Source organism: Desulfosarcina ovata subsp. ovata (assembly GCF_009689005.1).
Taxonomy (GTDB): Bacteria; Desulfobacterota; Desulfobacteria; order Desulfobacterales; family Desulfosarcinaceae; genus Desulfosarcina; species Desulfosarcina ovata.
The window spans coordinates 6,070,344-6,088,942 of sequence record NZ_AP021879.1 but is presented as its reverse complement, the minus strand read 5'-3'; the positions used below and the strand labels follow the sequence as shown (position 1 = coordinate 6,088,942).

Below are 18,599 nucleotides of genomic sequence, written 5' to 3'. Positions count from 1 at the left end.
GACGGCCGCCGGCCCATCGGGTAAGGAGGATAAAAGACGTTTCTCGATTATGCGTTTCTTCTTCGAATGCCGATCAGGCCCAGCAGGCCGGAGCCCAACAGCCAGATGGCGGCGGGGACGGGGACGGGAGAACCTTCAAAGGCAATGTTATCGACGTAAATGGCCTCAGTGGCAGCGTTGGAATCCAGTGAGATGGAGAGGGTGGCGCTGGTATAACCGCTCAGATCTTCGGTCAATGTCATCCAGTACCCCTCGATGCCGAGGTCGTCGATGTCGCTGCCCGTGGTGTTCAGCAGGTCGATTACCGTACCATCGTTCATGGTAAGGTAGGCCTGGATGATATCAAAAGCGCTGCTGGTGCTTTCCCAACCGGTTTCCGCTACGAACAGGTCCAGGGAGACGCTGGTGTCCGTGTAACCCGTCAGATCGACCGTATCCAAGGTGAGGGTCATCATACCGTCTGCATCCTGCATCTCGAAGCCCTGGGTACCGTCAGTATATGATGTTGAAGTGGTAGGCGTGTAAGTTGTAACACCCACATAGTCGCCATCCGTCAGACCGACATCACCGCGGGTGTTGGTATAGTAGCTTGAAAAGCCAAGCTCTCCGCCGGTGCTGGTGTAATTCACAACCATCTCGCCGCTGTTGCTGGCAAGGGCATGGTCGGTTCCCGCATCACCGGTATCCGTGTACTGCAAGCCCGTAGAGGGTTCCTCGAAAGAGGTGTAGGCAATAAGATCCGCCTGAGCGGTAGTAACCACGCCAACCACTAAAACGACAGCCAACAAAGATACGATCCGTTTCATTTTCAACATCCTTTCTCCATAGTAAAATTAGTATAAGAGCCAAAACAAAAGCCCGAACCTGGAGCGTCTGCTCATGGTTCGGGCTTCCTGATGCCGTGGCGGTCAGCGAAGGTCCCTTCGTTTACCGTTTCGGCAACCCGGCGATCTCAATGAGACCCGTGGTTTTCCGTCCCCCGGTCGCCCGGGGTTTGGCTTTAACGTGACATTTTTTTTACCTTCGATTTGTTAGGGGTTGATAAGCGATCGGTTAGAAAACCATTGTTCCGTGCCCATCCATTTTCTGGACAGCCACCGAACTATTTGCCCTGCCGCCGTTTTCCTAGCGGTTGGCGATTATCAGGGCCAGCAAAACCGCCGCCAGCACCAGGATGGGCGGCTGAAGGGCCGCTACCGCCACCGGGTAGGATGTGGCGGAAAGCGGATCGGTTCCGGCAGCCATCTCGTCGCCATCGTCATACCCGTCATCGTCGCTATCCGCATCGTCCGGCAGAGTGTCGGCCTGGTACTCTTCCAGGTCAGTGAGGCCGTCATCGTCATAGTCGCCGCTGCCGTCACGTTCGATGCCGGAAAAGTAGTCTGCCTCCCAACCGGCGGGCATGCCATCGCCATCGATGTCCGTCGCATACAAGTTCGGCCGGGGTTTGGTGATGTCGGCCGGTGAATAGGTAATGTCGTCACCGTAGTCAACGAGCCGCGCCTTGACTTCGGTTGGCGTGAGAAAACTTGCAGTGGATTCCATTGTCGCACTTTGGATGAGCGCGACCAGGCCGGCCGCATAGGGGCAGGCGGCCGATGTGCCGCCGAAATCATCCACAAAGCCCTCGTCGATATCGGTGGTGGTGGCATTGTGGGACGGGGCGAACAGATCCAGGCAATCGGAAACATTGGAGTAGGTCGCCACCTGGTCGGCTGCCGTTGAATAGGCCCAGGCCACGGTACCGGTGGAACAGCTGGCGCAGCTCTCCAGATGATCGGCGCAGGAGGAGGCGTCCACGCAAAATCCCAGACCGCCGAGGCTGGCATCATAAAGTGCTCCGACCGAAACGACATCTGAGATACAGGCCGGCCAGGCAATCTGGTCGCAGTAGCCGTCATTTCCCGAAGAGGCCAGCAGGGTGATACCGGCACTGACGGCGTTGGCCGCTGCCTGGGCCATGGCCGGGACAATGCTGTCGCAGGTGTCCGTGTATCCGCCACCGCCGAAACTGGTGCTGATCACGCGGATGGGGTTGCCCGGATCGTCGTTCTGATGGGTGATGCACCATTGCCAGGCGGCAATCATGTCCGACATGTTGGCGCTACCGGAGGCGCCGGATGAAATCTTCAGGGCGTACAGGCGGGCCTCGGGCGCAACGCCACCGCCATAATCACCGCTTGCGGGCGTGTCGCCGGCGGCAATGCCGGCACAATGGGTGCCGTGGCCGTTGCTGTCCATGGGATCATCGTCTCCATCGCCGAAGTCGTATCCGCCGATCACCTTGTCGTTGGGAAAAGTTCCGCCACCGAGGCGCGAATGGGTATAGTCGATACCGGTATCGCAGATGGCAATGGCCACGCCTTCACCGCCATAGACATTGCGCAGGTCCGCGGCCTGCATCAAAGCGATGCCCTGGGTGGTATGCGCCTTTAGCAGACGATCCGGCTCGATCCTTACAATGTCCGCATCTTCCGCCAGGCGCCGGAGCCCGTCCGCGTCCACTGTGACCGCCATGGCAGGGAGGTAATCAAACTCTCGCTGCACCTTTATGCTGTCGGATCCGAAACGATCGATGACGGTTCTGCGAACGGATCGAATTTCACTTCGCACCTTTTCGCGCTGTGGGATCGTAGCAAGAGAAGGGCCATCGGCCAGGGCCGACACCTGAAAATGGACAATCACACGGGCGGTTGAATCGCCGGATGACAATATCTCATCAATTGTCTCCGGCTGATGGATTTTGGGGGTATTAAAAAGCCATCCATGATGAGGGTCGGCCATTTCTCCTGCTGCAACGCCGTTAATCATAATCAGGGCCAGGGCAGCCAGCACCCCGCATAGAATGGACGACCCACTTCGCACCCGTTGCCACGAATTCATTTCCTGCCCTCCGGTGTTGAATCTATTTTAAATCCGTTCATTCAGGGATGTCTCCTTTCATCCGCCCATAAAAAAAGCCCGCGCATGGTGCATGGCACCATGTTCAGGCTCTCTGTTACCGTATCCGGGCAGCAAAGTCCCCATCATCAAAAGGCGAAGAAATACGACCATCCCGTTTATTGGATGGTCCTGCAAACCATCGTTATGTTAGCGGCGTATTTAAGAAATGTGTTTATTCTGTGCTGCCGCCGGCACGCCGGTCTTCAAGGAACTGGTGGAGCGCCATTTTTTGCGGGAATGCCCCCGCCCCCATCACCCTCAGCAGGCGTTGATGGCGTTGACCAATTGCCGCAGGCGGCCGAAATCCCGGTTGTTGAAATCCACCACCAGGCGGGGCAAACGGGCCAGCTCCGTCTCGTTCTCCTCTTCCTCAAGCGCGCCGGACAGGCGCATGGCACCGCCGGGGGTCAGGATGTCGGTGAATTCATCCTGCAGGCGTTGGCGATCGCTTTCCGTCAAGGGGCTTGCCAGGCGGATCACCAACTGCTCATCCACGTAGCGCAGGCTGTGGTAACGGGAGTAGAAGTTGCGGATTCGTTCGACAGCCGCCTCGGGCCGGGTGACTCGATCGATAAAGCCGAAATCGTCACGGGAAATGTAGCCGCGGGCAGACAGCTCTTTTTCGAGAAACCCGAAAAGCCGTTCCCAATAGGTGCCATCGGGCGTATCGACCAGAATCAGGGGCAAGGGGTAGCGCTTGCCGGTCTGCAGCAAGGTGATGGACTCCATGGCTTCGTCCATGGTACCGAAACCACCGGGAAAAAGCACCACGGCATGGGCCTCCTTCAAAAAGGCGACCTTACGGTTGAAAAAATATTTATAGGTAATGTAGCGGGGATTGCCGATCAGCACGGGGTTGGGTTTCTGCTCGAAGGGCAGCCGGATGTTGACGCCGAAGGAGTGCTCCGGGCCGGCCCCCTCGTTGGTAGCCTGCATGATACCGGGTCCGCCGCCGGTGATCACCATGAATCCGGCCTCGGCCAGCTTTTTCCCCAAGTCATGGGCCATCTGGTACAAGGGGGCACCGGCACGAACACGTGCCGAGCCAAACACGGTCACCTTGCGCACGGACCGGTAGGGGCCGAAAACCTTGGCCGTGAAACGCATCTCCTTCATGGAGGTATTCATCAGCTTCAGGTCCATACGGCCGGTGTTCTCCTGACCGGCCTTCAGCCCGGCAAGAATGATCTCGCGCACAATATCCGGGTGGGCGATACCGCCCACCCGGTCCATCAGCTGGTCGATGGCATCGTCCACCGGGCCGTTGGTATGCGCAAAATGCAGTTCCACAGTTTTTCGCGACTTATCGTTGACACTCCCGGCCATCACCGTCGGTCCTTTCCATGGGGGATATGGGGTAGGCCCATAATAATAAGCGTAATTATCCACTTGGCAAGCACACCCGGAATCCTGCCACGCGGTTTTCCTGGATTGTCATGCCATCCCGCGCAAAAAAAGGACCAAACGGTTGTCCGCTTTGGGGTTGACCGGTCAATCAGGTTGTTCAGATCAACGATCAGGCCCGCAGGCGATAGTCGAACAGTTCATACTGGGTTTTTCCCCCCAGCAGGGCGTCTATCTTTACCTGAATGGCCTGGCGCTCCTTGCTCAGCAGCCACGCTTCCCAGTCAGCGGCGGATTCCCAGGTACTGATCACCAGAAAAACATCCGGCCGGTCGTGGCTTTTCAAGGTCTCACCGGAAATGTAGCCGGCCTGGGCCGTGGCCAATGATCGCATTTCCCGGAAGAGTGGCAACATATCCCTGCCCTTGTCGGCGGGAACCGTGCGGGTAATGAGAACTTTAACGCTCATGAAAGCCTCCTTTGGGTTGCGGGTGGGTGGGCAATGCCGGTTCGCCCAAAGCGACCGCCGGGAATGCGGCTCGCGCACCATACAGCAGGCGGGGTAGGAAGCGGTTCAGCCGTAAAATGGAACGTCACCGGTAGCGCAAGGGCGACGGCAAAAGGGCTATAGTCTCATTAAAAGCCGATCTCCTGAGATTGTCAAACGGATATCACACCCAAACGGTTACGACCGCGGGGTGTAATGGCGCTTGAGCCATGAAGCCAGCCCATCGAGCCCCGGAAACAGGGTTCGTTCGGTGATGTTGGCTTGGTCGAGTTTGTCCCGGATCTCCCACTTCAGCGCCTTAGGAATGACGATCCGCCCGAAAAGATCGGGGTGTTTCAACAGCCACTGGTCCAGTTTGGCCGTCGGGCTGGACATGACCGAGAAAAAGGCAAATTGGTTGACGATGCGGCCGTCGATGGAAGGCGGCTCGAAAAAAAGCACCAGATCGTCCCCGAGGGCATCGAAGCCTTTGATATCCCCCAGGGCATGTTCGAGCATTTCAAGGGTAAACGCGTTGGCACCGTGGTCCACCAGTTCGTCGGCCAGCGGTGATGGCAGCAGCTTGTTGATTTTCACGTAATCGGCAAACCAGATGACGCCGTCACTGTCGAAACGGTCCGTGTCGGCCGTGGCAAAATGGGCCGCGACAAACGGCGAATAGGTCCAGTCGAGCAGGCGTGTGGGCAGGCCGTGATGCTGGGCAACGGTCAGCCAGCGCCAGTTGGAGGCGTTGTCACCGGTCCAAGGCACTTCGGCATATTTGCTGAAGTTGCGCAAAAGGTGATACTCCAAGTGGGAGTTGGCTCCACAGCGGCGGGTAAAACTGGTCTTCAGATCGTAGCTGCAGTCCGACAGCCCCCGGAAGGCAAAGTTGGAGCGAAACCGCTTCAGCGTGTCCTGCCAGGAATAATCGTAGAGACGATCGCACAGTTCGCACCAGCTCTCCACACGGATATCGTTGCATTGTTTTTCTATCTGAACCATTTTCCCCGTCCATCGTTCCCATATTGCTCGATCCAGCGGGAGACCATGCGGTCGAAACTCGCCACCAACGCGTCCACAAGCACCGGGTTGGCCTGCATGCACGCCACCGCATCCTCGATCCGGGTAATCATCGTCGGGTCAAGGCCCACATCGGCCCACAAGCGGGCATAGTCGGCCGGCGTCCTGGCTGTGCACCCACGGTACGCGCGGCGAACAAACCCAAAATAGTCCGCGACAGATCCAGGGGGTTCGCCGTTGGGCGCCAAACCATCGACCAAAAGGGCCAGCTGTTGCGCCAGGTCACCCTTGGCCGCATCAAACCCATCCTGGATGACCTTGGCGGCCGATAGCCGCACCCAGCGCTCAGAATCGGTTAACATGGACAGATCACCGAGCAGGTCCTGATGGATCTGCCCCTGGATCCGGTCACAGACACAGTGAACGTGCCACCCCAGGGAAAAATCATCCACTGCAAAATCGGGATTGAGGAACCGGTCAGCATGGGTCTTCTCACGGGCAAGGCCGCTCACCCAGCGGCTGTCCGGATAGAGGGTGCCGGAGAAATAGGCCGGCCGGTCAGTGACGGGCAGCCACCTGAGCAGGGTTGCGGCGAACCGGAGATGGGTAGCGGAAAGGGCCATGCAATCGCCTCACGAGGGGGTACACAAACGAAAAAAGGCGATCCAGGTCACAAAAAGACAGACTTGTCATTGCGGCAGCACACATGAGCAACGATTGAAATTGTTCCGGCCGTTGATGAAGACAAACCGCCTCCTGAATCGTCTCAAGGTGCCGCCGCAGACTGCATGATTGATGGGAATGAGAAAGTCCTTACTCGTCTTCACCGATGGTCGGCGGCATTTCTTCCGTCATTAGGAGAATCATGCCTTACCCGGCGAGCCACCGGCGCTGTTTTTCCCAGCACCGCCGGCCCCCTGGCCACCGCAGCGTCCTTTTCCACCGCCACGACCACCGCCCTTGGACCCTTTTCCGGCCCCACAGCCCCCCTGCCCTTTACCGGGCCGGTTGCCACAGGGGCCGCTTCCGTCTTTGTTTGGCATGGGTCACCTCCTTGGGTGGCGGCAGTGCCCGTTTCGCCCCCATGGACGGGGGGCACTGCCGTTTACACATACATCAAATCGCCTGTCGGGCTACCAGTGGCCCTCGGCATTGGGTGCGGACGAGAACGTCAGCTGATCGGCGGCCGCGGCCGCAACAGCCTCGCGCACGGTCCCGCTGACATCGCTGGCGACCCGGATCTGCGCCGCTTCCAGGGTCTTGAATGCATTGGGACCGCAGTATCCGGTCAACAACACGTCCGCCTTTTTGTCACTGATCATGGTGGCCGCCTGAATTCCGGCCCCCTTGAATGCATTGACATTCTCCGCATTATCCAGCACTTCCACATCAAGGGTATCGCTGTCCACAATCAGTATATAGGCTGCCCGCCCGAACCGGGGATCCACCGGGGCGTCCAGATCTGTTCCTGTGGATGTTACCGCAATCTTCATCGGTTCGCCTTTCTTCGGTTGATGATCAGTTGGCGCCGCCGCCACCGCCGCACACCTGGTCGTTGGTGATCATGGCCAGTTTGCCGGCAATCAGGTCTTCCACCACCGGCCGGATCTGCGGACGCTGGTCGTCATGGTAAACATCGATGCCGACCTGGCGGAATCCCGCCAACGGCCGCATGCCGATCCCCCCCACGATCAGCGCGTTGACGCTGTTGGATGCCAAAAGGTTCACCGGGACCATGCAGCCGCCCTGCACATGAGCTTCGTTGGCAAGGGTGGAAACCTTCTCGATGGCCCCATCCTTCACATCAATCAGGGTAAAAACGTCACAATGACCAAAATGGCCGGCCCGCATTCCGTCAAGCCCCCCCAAATCCATCGAAGGGACTGCAATTCTTCCGTTTTCCATGATACGTGGTACTCCTTTCCAAATCGGTTGTCGTTTAAGCGGCCGTCATGGCCGGTACTTGCATAATGGTGTTCCAGACCTGTCGCAGGTGCGCGGCGGCATCGCCCTCGGCATCGAACTCCACCAAGGTCAGGCCCTGCACCATCGCCCGGGTAAACGCCGGATCAAAGGGAACCCGGCCAACTACCGGCAGGTCGCTTTCACGCGCCATTTTCTCGATCGTAGCACTGTTTTCCAGATTGAGGTCATATTTATTGATACAGACCATCACCGGCACTTTGAAGTGCTGGCACAGTTCGATGGCCCGGGCCATATCGTGAATTCCGGAAACCGTGGGCTCGGCAACGATCACGACACTGGTGGCACCGCCCACCGAGGCGATCACCGGACAACCCACTCCCGGTGGGCCGTCAGTGATGACGAGATCGATGCCCTTGGCTTCGGCCAGCGTCTTGGCCTCCTTGCGCACCAGGGTCACCAACTTGCCGGAATTTTCTTCGGCAATCCCCAGGCGGGCATGCACCATGGGGCCGAAGCGGGTGTCGGAAATAAACCATTGTCCACAGGTCTTGGTCGGAAAATCAATGGCCTGTTCCGGACAGAAATCGACGCACACCCCGCAACCTTCACAGGAGATCTCGTCGACCACAAAATCCTCGCTGATCGCCGACCAGCGGCAAAGATCGATACAGGTGCCGCAGGCGGTACAGCGATCAGGATCGATGGCCGCCACGCCGCCGCCTTGGAAATCAGTGGTTTGCTTGACGTCGGGCTGCATGAGCAGATGCAGATCGGCCGCGTCCACGTCGGCGTCGCAAAGCAGACAGCCACCCGCCAGAGCGGCAAAAGATGCCGTCAGGCTGGTTTTGCCGGTTCCCCCTTTTCCACTCAGAATAACCAGTTCCTTCATCTTTTTTCGGCCCCCTTTCCGGTCAAGGTTTGGATATGGTCGTACAATTCTCGGAAACGGGCCTTCCATTGGGGGATGGCCAGGGCAAACAGCTCCCCGCGGGAATAGCTTTCGGCGATCTGCCGGTCGTAGGGAATTTCCATCAGGATGGGAACATCTTCGCGCTGGGCATACGCCCTGACCCGGTCATCCCCCATGTCGGCACGGTTGATAACCAATCCCATGGGAATGTTCAATATTTTCACCGCTTCAACAGCCAATTTGAGATCGTGAAGGCCGAAAGGCGTCGGTTCGGTGACCAGAAGAACGAAATCCGTATCCTTCATGGCGGCAATCACCGGGCAGGATGTCCCTGGTGGTGCATCGATGAGCACCAGTTTGTCCTTTTGGGTCTCCCCGCGCACGGTGCGGATCAGGGGCGGGGCCATGGCTTCGCCGACCCGCATGCGTCCGTGCACAAAGTCCAGACCATCCCGTTGTCCGAACTCCATCACCCCCAGTTCGCGACCGGTTTCAGTGATGGCGCCCTGGGGGCAGACCGCCGTGCATCCGCCGCAACTGTGGCACAGTTCGGGAAAACTCAGCACCGTATCACCGATCACGGTAATCGCCCGGAATCGGCAAATCTGCATGCACTTTTTGCATCCATCACATTTTTCAAGATCAATATCCGGCACCGGCGTGGTAATGGTACGCGTCTCATGGAAAGTCGGCTGCAAAAACAAATGGGCGTTGGGCTCCTCAACGTCACAGTCCAGCAGTTGGACCGGACCATCCACGCAAACCGCCAGATTGGTGGCGACGGTGGTCTTGCCGGTTCCGCCTTTCCCGCTGGCAATGCTGATAATCATACGCTGTATCCTCTCAAAAAAGCAGGCCGCCGGTCTCCTTCCCGGAGCCACCGCCTGCATGGTGACCTGATCAATCGCCAATCAGTTAGCTTTGCCGGAAAATAAGCATAAGCCCAAAAGAGGTCAAGCAATTTTTTGGTCAAGCCCAAAATAACTCGATGCCGGCAGGCACCCCCATCGGATCGGACGGGTGGCTCTCAAGCGCGAAACTTGACGATCTTGACCGCCTCATCGACCCACTCGGTGATCTTTCGCGATTGATCCCGGTGCAGCTTGGTTTTCTTGAGGCGCTGAAAGATCTCCTCACGGGCTTTGACGGCTTCCAGAGCGGGAATGCACTCCATCCGTCCGATATGTGCCAGCCCGCGGATGGCGATGCGCAGATTCTGCAGCAGATGGGACATGAGCCGGTCGCTCTCCTTCAGGAAGTAGAGGTCCGATTCCGGGCTGCCGTATTCGTTGACCGCGCTGCGCAGAACCGACCGTCCCACGATGGTTTCGACCATGGACAGAAAAATGTAGAGTTCCCGCTCCAGCCCCAGAAGATCCTTGGCCGGAATGCGCTGTTTGCGGGTCATCCCCAGTTCGAGCGCTTCGCACAAATCCTGGTGAACCGTACGGACCTTGGTAAAAAAAAGTTCCTGGTCGCGGTCCAGCCGCCACGCGGCATAACGGGCCACTTCCTCGTCAAGACCGCGCTGGCTAAAAATAATATCCTCGGGGGTAATTTCAATATCCGCCAGTGACTTGTCATATTCGTGGAGGATCAGATTGCCCAATATCAGGGCCTTGGCATCCGAAAACTGAAGCTCCTCGGGATCCTTGAGGAAATCTTCAAGTAAAATCTTGAAGGCCCGTTTGGGCTGTTTCATTCGGTCGGTGAGGATCTGCAGTGAATTGAGAAAGGCGGTGCGATCCTCAGCACCGATGACATCTTTGAGATGCCGCCAGAGGAATTCGAAAATCTTCTTCTCGTAGCGGGCAAACCGTGGCAGGCCTTCCACAAATGCCGATTTAACAAAGCGCCCTTTCTCGTTGAAACACTTTCCGAGCGTCTCCACCAACTGGCGCGCCTCTTCCATGTCAATGCGGAAATCCCGGGCCAGGATTTCATAGTCGGCGTCTTCAAACCGGATCGCCGCGTTCACCATGGCGGTCAATTTTTTGCGGGTGGTGGACCGCCCCTTGAAAAAGGAAACCATTTTATACAACTGCCGGTGGACCGTGCCAATAAGCGTACCACCGTCATCTGCCGTACCATTGGCCGACCGGCTGGCGTAGAGGTTGTCGAAGACATCGTCGCTGACGGTATCCAGGCGCTTTTGCAGGTTGGTCAGGACCTCCCGCCGGGCATCCTCGTTTCTCGGCTTGCTGTCGATGGTCTGGAGCAGGCTCGAAGACAGCCCCAGGCGTTCCTCCAGATGCCGGGAATTGATCTTGGGATAATCATCTCCGTAAACGCTTTTGATCACTTTGGCCACTTTTTCGGGAGAGGCTTCCACGCTGGCGATAATGCGGGCCACTTTGGCCTTCTCCCGGGAAAAGGCTTTCTCGCTCTCCTCGCGCATGAGCCAGTCCACGTTGTTGATCTCCAGCGGCGGCGGAATGAGTTGGGCACTGATTTTTGGCAGACCGAAGATCGCATTGTAAACGCTGGTAAACCGGCACCCCTCTTGCGAGGCTTCCTTTTTCTGGATCCAGGCATTCACTTTGGCGACCAGGCCGCGCATGGTTTTGGCATTCAACCGGTTGACACCGGCCACCAGGGTCAGATTGACACTGGGATCACCCTTCTCGTCGGCAACAACCGGCACCACCTGTTTTTGCCCGCCCCCCAGGACAAGCTCGTGCGGGTTATCGGAGGCTTGATAAAGACGGGACAGCAGATGAAGGCTCAGGCGCAGCCGCTTCAGGGATTCCGGGTCGCCTTTGGGCAAATTGAGGTAAAGGTTGTTGATACCGCGGTCGCTAAAAATGCCGAAAGCATCCAGCAACTGAGTCATCAGGTTGATCAGAAGGGTTCCATGGCGCTTGATCATCGTCGGCACCAGGTCGAAATCCACCACCATATTACCGAAAAGGATCTCGTAATCCAGCCGTTCGGGGATGTCGCTGCCACCGGAACGCCCCCGGTAACGGACCAGAATCCGTCCTGTGGGATTGGACAACTGGGCAAGCTTAGCCAGGGTTTCCGAAAGCTGGTCAAAGGTCTGACGTTCTTCAACGGGGTTGGCATCCAGATCCAGATGCTTCAGATAGGCGGCAATATGCTGGACGATTTCGCATAGCAGGATCCGCCAGACATCCTGCTGTTTCTGTTCCGCGACCAGGCTGTCGGCCATCATCTCCGCGGCCGTTCGGCCTTTTTTATGTTCCTCGATCCCCTCCAACTGCGCGAACAGCTGCTGCGCAGCATCATCGAGGTATATCTCTTTTTCAGTCATGACGTTAACCCGGATGGCGTGAAGCGGTGCCCATTGACGATGTTTTGGGGGACGGTCCCCGGTCTTGCCGACGCCGTCGACATTTAAATCACCCACTCCCGACAGCCTGCAAAAAGCCTGAAATAGGTGCCAACCCCATGATTCCAGAACACATTCGTTAACTACCACAATTTCATGCAAATGGGTACAAGTTATCTCTTGACAGGGCGACACTTGTCCCATAGCCTGGGAACGCAGGGTTCATTATATGGAACAAAATACCAATAAAAAAAAATCCATCTACCACGTTCAGGCGCTGGATCGGGCGCTGGATATCGTTGACCTGTTTACCTTTCAGCAACGAAAATTGAATCTTTCCGATGTGGTTACGCATACCGGCCTTAAAAAAACCACGGCCAAACGTCTGCTCTCCAACCTGACCGACCGCGGCTATCTCAAACAGGATCCACAGACCAAGATCTATGAGCTGGGTTTGCGCCTTTTTGAACTGGGCAGTGTGGTCCACGCCGGTTTCTCGGTCCGCAAAGCGGCGGAAAACCATATCGAGCGATTGCGGGACCAAACCGGTTTGAATGTCCTGTTGGGCCAATGCCTGGAGGACCACCTGGTTTATGTGGACAAACGCGAGGGAACCGGCTGGATCAAAATCTCCTCTTCCGTCGGGGAGCAGCGGCCGCTCCATTTCGGTATGTTGGGGCAGGTCCTGATGGCCGATATGCCCATGGAAAAAGTTCAGGAACTTCTGACGGTCTATCCGCTCGAAGCCCATACCCCCGAAAGCATCACCGATCCGGAACGGTTTTACCAGCGCCTGGCCGATATTCGCAGGCAGGACTATGTCATCGAAACCGGTGAGGCCCATCCGGGAATCCTGGGAATCGCTGCGCCGGTCCGGGATGTATCCGGCAAAGTGGTTGCCGCTTTGGGGGCGGCCATCCCCTTTCCTGACTACACCGATGCAAAGCAGGTCAGCCATGCCTTGGAACTGGTTCGCCAGGCCGCGGCAGACATTTCTACCGAACTGGGACACCAAAAAAACTGACCTGTTCGTTCCGGTGCTTTCGTTTTCCCGTTCCAGTGGCCGATTTTCCCCGGCTCGTCACCTCATCTTTTTTTCATCGTCCCGACGCCTCAGCTTGAAATGACCGCTGCCCTCTGTTAGTTTGACGAAGAATCGAACTGGCGGACGTCTGGAGGAACCATGATAACGTGTCCATCCACCAACACAGGGTCACGGCCGGATGGGCGTAGAAAGCCATACGCATGATCAAGTCAAAAGCCCTTGAAGCCAACCTGGCCAGCACCTATGTCGACGTCACCATCGATGCCCGCTATGAATGCATCCAGGCGGTCATGTCCCGTTACTACGGTCTGATGGAAGGGGTGAACACATTTCTGGGCGAACTGAGTCATCCCTACCGCAACTGGCAGTTCATCGTGGGCGAGGCCCGGACCTACGCGCTGGACTACTTTCACCTGTTTCAGGCCCATGAACGGGGCGTGGAAGCCACCGCCGCCATGGTGGATATTTTCCTCGAAGTCATCGATGCGGATGTTGACGACGGTGTTCGGGTCGAAGCGGTAGACAACCTATTGCGCTATCTTCAGGAAATTATCGCCAATGCACGCGAACGGCTGGCCGATTTTATCCCGGTTCTGGAAAAGGCCTTCAGGCGGATTCACGATTGCCCGGACGAGCACTTTTTTCTCTTTGTGAAAAGTTTTTATCCGCTCAAGCGAATTGTCCAGCAGTTCGGCGAACGCGGCAGCGGCATCATCGACGATTATCAGGGACTGAATCGGCTCATGACCCGGGCCTTCCGGGCCACCTACGACTTCTGGCTCAGCCTGAAAGATCCCTGGGAGAGTTTTCAGGCCGCCGCCGGCGACCTTCCGGAACCCGACCGGGTGAAGGCCTGTTTCGGAACGATCTCCCATGCGGTCCTCAACGACCTGAAAAATCGGCTGCAGGAGATTGAAAACCAGCCCGGCGCCGATGCCCAGGCCATTTTCGAGCAACTGCTGGCGCTGACCGACTTCGGCACCATCGTCGAACGATATCGCAAGATGCCCCAAATCCTGCTGGAAAGCGGAAACAACAAAAGCCAGGGCAACGGCTGGAAAGTCATTTTTCTCTTTCACATCATGGGCATATCCGGACTCAACCTGGTCCACGAGGAGGTCCTGCGGGACATCAACCGCACCGTGGGCTGGCTGATCGAGAATGAAAGTTACCGCAACGTCGGTGAATTGATCGAAAAAACCTTTAAGATCCTCAAAACCCAGACGGTGCAGTTCCCGGCCACCACCCTGACCTGTGCGCTCAATATGGGGCAGGCGGTCTACCAGACCGATGAAATCGATCTGGTGAATTTCTTCATTGATCAAATGGTCGACCTAGGATTCCAGACCCCCATGCTCGGCGGCGTGGGCAATGACTGGCAGATCCAGGTCAACACCGCCCACCTGCAGAACATCCGGACCTGGCTGGAGTTGATCGAATGCAAACCCATCTGGTCGTCAAGGCTGCTCTCCTGCCTGATTATCGAAATCGCCCTGGCCGGCATCTTCATCAAGGATACCGACCTGTTTCCCATGGACATCACCCGCTTTCTCAACAGCCGTATCGGACCGGTCTTCAACCTGGCCAAGCAGCTGACCCGCCTCTTCCCGGCCTATTTCAACGATATCGGTGCCGAAGGCCAGCTGCGCGATATCTCCACCCATCTGGATGAGATCACCCACCGGCGGGATATTCTGATTCATTTCCTGCGTAAGCAGAGCCATGTAGAAAGCTCCAACCGCATCATTCGCTTTATGGAAGCGGTCTTGCATTTCTGGCAGACCCGCGACAAAGCACCCCTCCAGCCCTTTGTCCCACCCGACATTTATGAACAGATCAATGTCAGCGGGCGCTATATCGACGGCGTCAACCGGCTGATCACCGGCCTGGAGAAAAAAGGGCTGGAGCTGCCCGCCGAACTCCTCGAAACCGACGACGGACGCATCCGGGCAATGCTCGCCGACGTGTCCGGCAAGGATCCCATCGATACCGAACGCGTCGCGCTGATCGCCGCATTCTACAAACTGCTCTACCACAAATACCAGCTGGACTATAAATCCCTGCGTCACCACATGGATCAGCTGGACAGGGAGTCCTTCCCCGATCTGGACCATCTGCAGGCCGCCTTGGATGAACCGGACCTCAAAACGCGTCTGTTCATGCTGATGGAGTACCTCCAGCACCTCAAGGAGGTGATCGTCTCGGAGGAAAGTTTCGAAATCCGCGCCGACATCTATAAGAAACGCCACATCACCATCGACATCCCCTCCATGTACGGCAGCTACCACGAACGCAAATTCGATGCCCTGGGCCTGACTTTCCGCATCGAGTCCCTGGTCAACGTGCTTTTCGAGGAACTGGTCGACCAGATCAATCTGGGGCTGATCACCCGGGCCACCTTTCACGACATCTACGACCGGCTGACCCTGTTCGACAAGGCCCTGCGCCTGGACGGCATCTATTCGGTGGAACTGGAACGTCAGCTCGATCTGCTGGCCCACGCCCTGGAGGTAAGAGGGTTCACCTTCACCCAGTACCTGGATATTTTCAAAGGCTTCGCCGTCGCCGTCAAGAATATCATCAATGACTATTTCAACAACATCCATGGTCAGAACCTGACCCGCATCCTGGCCCAGATGCCCATCGACCGAATTATGGAAAAGTACCTCCCCCGGGAGTCCGGTGTGGATACGGAAAAGCTCAAACATCGCATCTCCGAAATCTTTTTCCGCGACCGCATCGCCACCTCCCTGGGGCTCCAGCAGCTGGACCTGTTCCTGACCCGCATCCTCAACACCCTTTTCCACCAGTCCAGCATGCTGCCCAAGGACAAGCTCCACCTGCTGCTCAATTTCGATCCCCAACGGATCATCACCGGCCTGGACCAGGTCAACGACAATGCCGTGGGCATCATCTACATGGGCAACAAAGGTCTCAACCTGCTCAAGCTGAAAAACCTGGGCCTGCCCGTGCCGCCGGGATTCATCGTGACCACCGAGGCCTTCCGCTGCCGGGGACTGATCGACGGTTTCGCCCCGGTCAACAAAAACTTCCGCCAGCAGGTCCGCCGGCACATCACGCACATGCAGAAGATCACCGGCAAGCGATTTGGAGACCCCACCAATCCGCTTATCTTTTCGGTACGCAGCGGAGCCTCCATCTCCCAGCCCGGAATGATGGAGACCTTCCTGGACGTGGGTATCAACGAGAAGATCGCCACCGGCCTGGCCCACAAAATGGACAATCCCTGGTTCGCCTGGGACAATTACCGTCGCTTCCTGCAATGCTACGGCATGGCCTTCGGGCTGGAGCGTGACGATTTTGACGCCATCATCGCCGAATTCAAGGCTAAGCTGGGCATCCCGCTGAAAAAGGGATTCACCGGCCAGCAGATGAAAATGGTAGCCCTGGCCTACAAAAAGCGAATCCAGGACAATGGCGTGGAGATTCCCGAGGATCCCCTTGACCAGCTCTTTATGACCATCAACGCGGTGTTCGCCTCCTGGGAATCCCACCGGGCCCAGACCTACCGCAAGATCATGGGTATTTCCGATGACTGGGGCACCGCCGTCACCGTCCAGGAAATGGTCTTCGGCAACATCTCGCATCAGGCGGGATCGGGCGTCTTTTTCACCCACAACCCCCGCTGGTCCGGTGACACGCTGAGTCCGTGGGGCGACTTCACCCTGGAAAACCAGGGCGAGGATGTGGTGGCCGGCCTGGTGCGCACCCTGCCCATTTCGGTCAAACAGCAGGAGATCGAGATGCGCGATACGGATATTACCCTGGAAACCCATTACCCGGCCATCTATGCGGCCATCCGCAAATGGGCGGCCACGCTGATCTATAAAAAAGGCTGGAGCCCCCAGGAGATGGAGTTCACCTTCGATGGCCCCTCGGCGGACAACCTCTATCTGCTGCAGACCCGTGACATGGCCATTCGCGAGCGTAAGGCCGTCCTCGCTTTCGACATCAACAGCGACCCGGAGAACTACCTGGGGCACGGCATCGGCGTGGCCGGCGGTGCCATGAGCGGACGGGCGGTATTCTCCCTGGAGGAGATCGATTACTGGCGCGAAGCGGAAACCGGTTCGGCGCTGATCCTGATCCGCGGCGACACGGTCCCCGACGACATCAAGGAGATCCACGCCGCTGACGGCCTGCTCACCGCCAGGGGCGGTCTCACCTCCCATGCCTCGGTGGTCGCCCACCGGTTGGGCAAAACCTGCGTGGTGGGATGCGGCAGCCTGGAGTGCAGCGAAAAGGAAAAAATCGCCCGTTTCAACCAGGTGGTGATCCGTTCGGGGGACCACATAAGCATTGACGGTCGGGAGGGATCGGTTTATCAAGGAATCATGAAGATCAGGGAGGCTTGAATGAATGAAGGCAAGATGAAAATCGGCATCAACGGCCTCGGCCGCATCGGCAAACTGACCGTCTGGAACCATGTGGGCCGGCGCTACTTTAACGAAATCGTGGTCAATATCGGTCGCCAGGCCGGTACCGGACTGGTGGACATCGCCCACTACCTGGAACGGGACTCCACCTATGGCGCCCTGCACACCTTCCTGCACGGCTTCCGCGCGGAGCCGGTCATCCACAATGTCGACGAAGGTGCCGGCACCATGGAAATCAACGGGGTGACCGTGCGGTTTCTGAGGGAGGCGCGCATCCCCCAGGCCATTGACTGGAAAGCCCACGACGTGCGTCTGGTGGTGGACACCACCGGACAGTTTCTTGATCCGAGCCTGCCCGCCGACACGCCCAAGGGTTCGGTGAGGGGCCACCTGGAAGCCGGCGCCGAAAAAGTGGTGGTCTCCGCCCCATTTAAGATCAAACATGAGGGCGCCCCCATGCCCGAGGATGCCATCACCACGGTAATGGGAGTCAATGCCAACGACTACGATCCCAAACGCCACCGGATCATCTCCAATGCCTCATGTACGACCACCTGCCTGGCCCACATGATGAAGCCGCTGCTCAACGCGTTCGGGGCCAAACGGATCCTCTCGGCCTCCATGGCCACGGTTCACGCGGCCACCGGCTCCCAGCAGGTGCTCGACCGGCTGCCCAAGGCCGGCAAGACCGACCTGAGAAAAAACCGCTCGATCCTCAACAACATCATCCTGACCTCCACGGGGGCGGCCAAGGCCCTGCGACTGGTGATCCCTGAAATGGAAAGCATCGGCTTCATCGCCGAGTCGGTCAGGGTGCCGGTCAGCTCCGGCTCCCTGATCATCCTGGTACTCAGCATCCAGGAAAGCCCGTCCGAAGAGCCGGTTCGCCGCCATGTGATCAACAGCGTTTACGAACAGGCTGCCCAGCTGGACCCCAACCGGTATCTGCAATTCACCCAAAAACAGAACGTCTCCGGAGATATTCTCGGCGCTCCCAAAGCGGCGGCCGTCATTGAAGGGGACGAGACCCATACCCGCACGGCCGACCTGAGCCTGGACCTGGCCGGCGTGCCTGGGTTTTCCAAGGAGATCCTGAAGAGCCTGCCGGACACGGTGGTCCGCGCACCGGTCAGCCAGGCGGTGATCTACGGCTGGTACGACAACGAGATGGGCAGCTATGTCAATATGCTCGGCGACCGCACAATCAGCATCGCTGAAAACATGTAGCCATT

General features: G+C 57.6%; 15 protein-coding genes and 1 riboswitch. Of the genes, 3 read left to right on the top strand and 12 right to left on the bottom strand.

The features are described 5' to 3' along the window. Positions 1-47: 47 nt before the first annotated feature. From GN112_RS26725 to GN112_RS26670, 12 genes are all read right to left on the bottom strand, one after another. Positions 48-806 carry a VPLPA-CTERM sorting domain-containing protein gene (locus tag GN112_RS26725; protein ID WP_197743416.1) on the bottom strand — a complete coding sequence of 253 codons (759 nt, stop codon included), beginning with the start codon at positions 804-806 and terminating at the stop codon, positions 48-50. Positions 807-934: 128 nt separating this feature from the next. Beyond that, positions 935-1,009, bottom strand: a riboswitch (cyclic di-GMP riboswitch). A 116-nt stretch (positions 1,010-1,125) separates the two neighbouring features. Continuing rightward, positions 1,126-2,883, bottom strand: a complete 1,758-nt coding sequence (locus GN112_RS26720; RefSeq protein ID WP_155312952.1) for a S8 family peptidase — start codon at positions 2,881-2,883, stop codon at positions 1,126-1,128. A 318-nt stretch (positions 2,884-3,201) separates the two neighbouring features. Next, a complete protein-coding gene (locus tag GN112_RS26715) occupies positions 3,202-4,269 on the bottom strand; it encodes an LOG family protein (RefSeq protein WP_197743415.1) in 1,068 nt (355 codons plus the stop codon). A 190-nt stretch (positions 4,270-4,459) separates the two neighbouring features. Beyond that, positions 4,460-4,756, bottom strand: coding sequence for an antibiotic biosynthesis monooxygenase family protein (locus GN112_RS26710; protein WP_155312951.1), 297 nt, complete (start codon positions 4,754-4,756; stop codon positions 4,460-4,462). Positions 4,757-4,972: 216 nt separating this feature from the next. Further along, a complete protein-coding gene (locus GN112_RS26705) occupies positions 4,973-5,779 on the bottom strand; it encodes an FRG domain-containing protein (RefSeq protein ID WP_155312950.1) in 807 nt (268 codons plus the stop codon). Further along, entirely contained in the window at positions 5,767-6,420 is a 654-nt protein-coding gene (locus tag GN112_RS26700; RefSeq protein WP_155312949.1) for a hypothetical protein, read from the bottom strand. The genes GN112_RS26705 and GN112_RS26700 overlap by 13 nt, the downstream gene beginning before the upstream one ends. Positions 6,421-6,660: 240 nt before the next feature. Then, entirely contained in the window at positions 6,661-6,840 is a 180-nt protein-coding gene (locus GN112_RS26695; RefSeq protein WP_155312948.1) for a hypothetical protein, read from the bottom strand. A 90-nt stretch (positions 6,841-6,930) separates the two neighbouring features. Continuing rightward, positions 6,931-7,290 carry a NifB/NifX family molybdenum-iron cluster-binding protein gene (locus tag GN112_RS26690; RefSeq protein WP_155312947.1) on the bottom strand — a complete coding sequence of 120 codons (360 nt, stop codon included), beginning with the start codon at positions 7,288-7,290 and terminating at the stop codon, positions 6,931-6,933. 25 nt (positions 7,291-7,315) lie between these two features. Next, positions 7,316-7,702, bottom strand: a complete 387-nt coding sequence (locus GN112_RS26685; RefSeq protein WP_155312946.1) for a NifB/NifX family molybdenum-iron cluster-binding protein — start codon at positions 7,700-7,702, stop codon at positions 7,316-7,318. A 34-nt stretch (positions 7,703-7,736) separates the two neighbouring features. After that, complete coding sequence (locus GN112_RS26680) at positions 7,737-8,612, bottom strand: ATP-binding protein (protein ID WP_155312945.1); 876 nt, start codon at positions 8,610-8,612, stop codon at positions 7,737-7,739. Next, complete coding sequence (locus GN112_RS26675) at positions 8,609-9,463, bottom strand: ATP-binding protein (RefSeq protein ID WP_155312944.1); 855 nt, start codon at positions 9,461-9,463, stop codon at positions 8,609-8,611. The genes GN112_RS26680 and GN112_RS26675 overlap by 4 nt, the downstream gene beginning before the upstream one ends. 197 nt (positions 9,464-9,660) lie before the next feature. Continuing rightward, positions 9,661-12,003 carry a hypothetical protein gene (locus GN112_RS26670; protein ID WP_155312943.1) on the bottom strand — a complete coding sequence of 781 codons (2,343 nt, stop codon included), beginning with the start codon at positions 12,001-12,003 and terminating at the stop codon, positions 9,661-9,663. Positions 12,004-12,154: 151 nt separating this feature from the next. Here GN112_RS26670 and GN112_RS26665 point away from each other — a divergent pair, with 151 nt between their 5' ends. From GN112_RS26665 to GN112_RS26655, 3 genes are all read left to right on the top strand, one after another. Next, positions 12,155-12,949 carry an IclR family transcriptional regulator gene (locus GN112_RS26665; RefSeq protein WP_155312942.1) on the top strand — a complete coding sequence of 265 codons (795 nt, stop codon included), beginning with the start codon at positions 12,155-12,157 and terminating at the stop codon, positions 12,947-12,949. Positions 12,950-13,170: 221 nt separating this feature from the next. Continuing rightward, on the top strand, positions 13,171-17,346 hold the full coding sequence (locus GN112_RS26660) for a PEP/pyruvate-binding domain-containing protein (RefSeq protein ID WP_155312941.1): 4,176 nt from the start codon (positions 13,171-13,173) through the stop codon (positions 17,344-17,346). Further along, the gene (locus tag GN112_RS26655) at positions 17,347-18,594 is read left to right on the top strand and encodes a type I glyceraldehyde-3-phosphate dehydrogenase (protein WP_231713957.1); all 1,248 of its coding nucleotides are present in this window, start codon (positions 17,347-17,349) and stop codon (positions 18,592-18,594) included. Positions 18,595-18,599 lie beyond the last annotated feature (5 nt).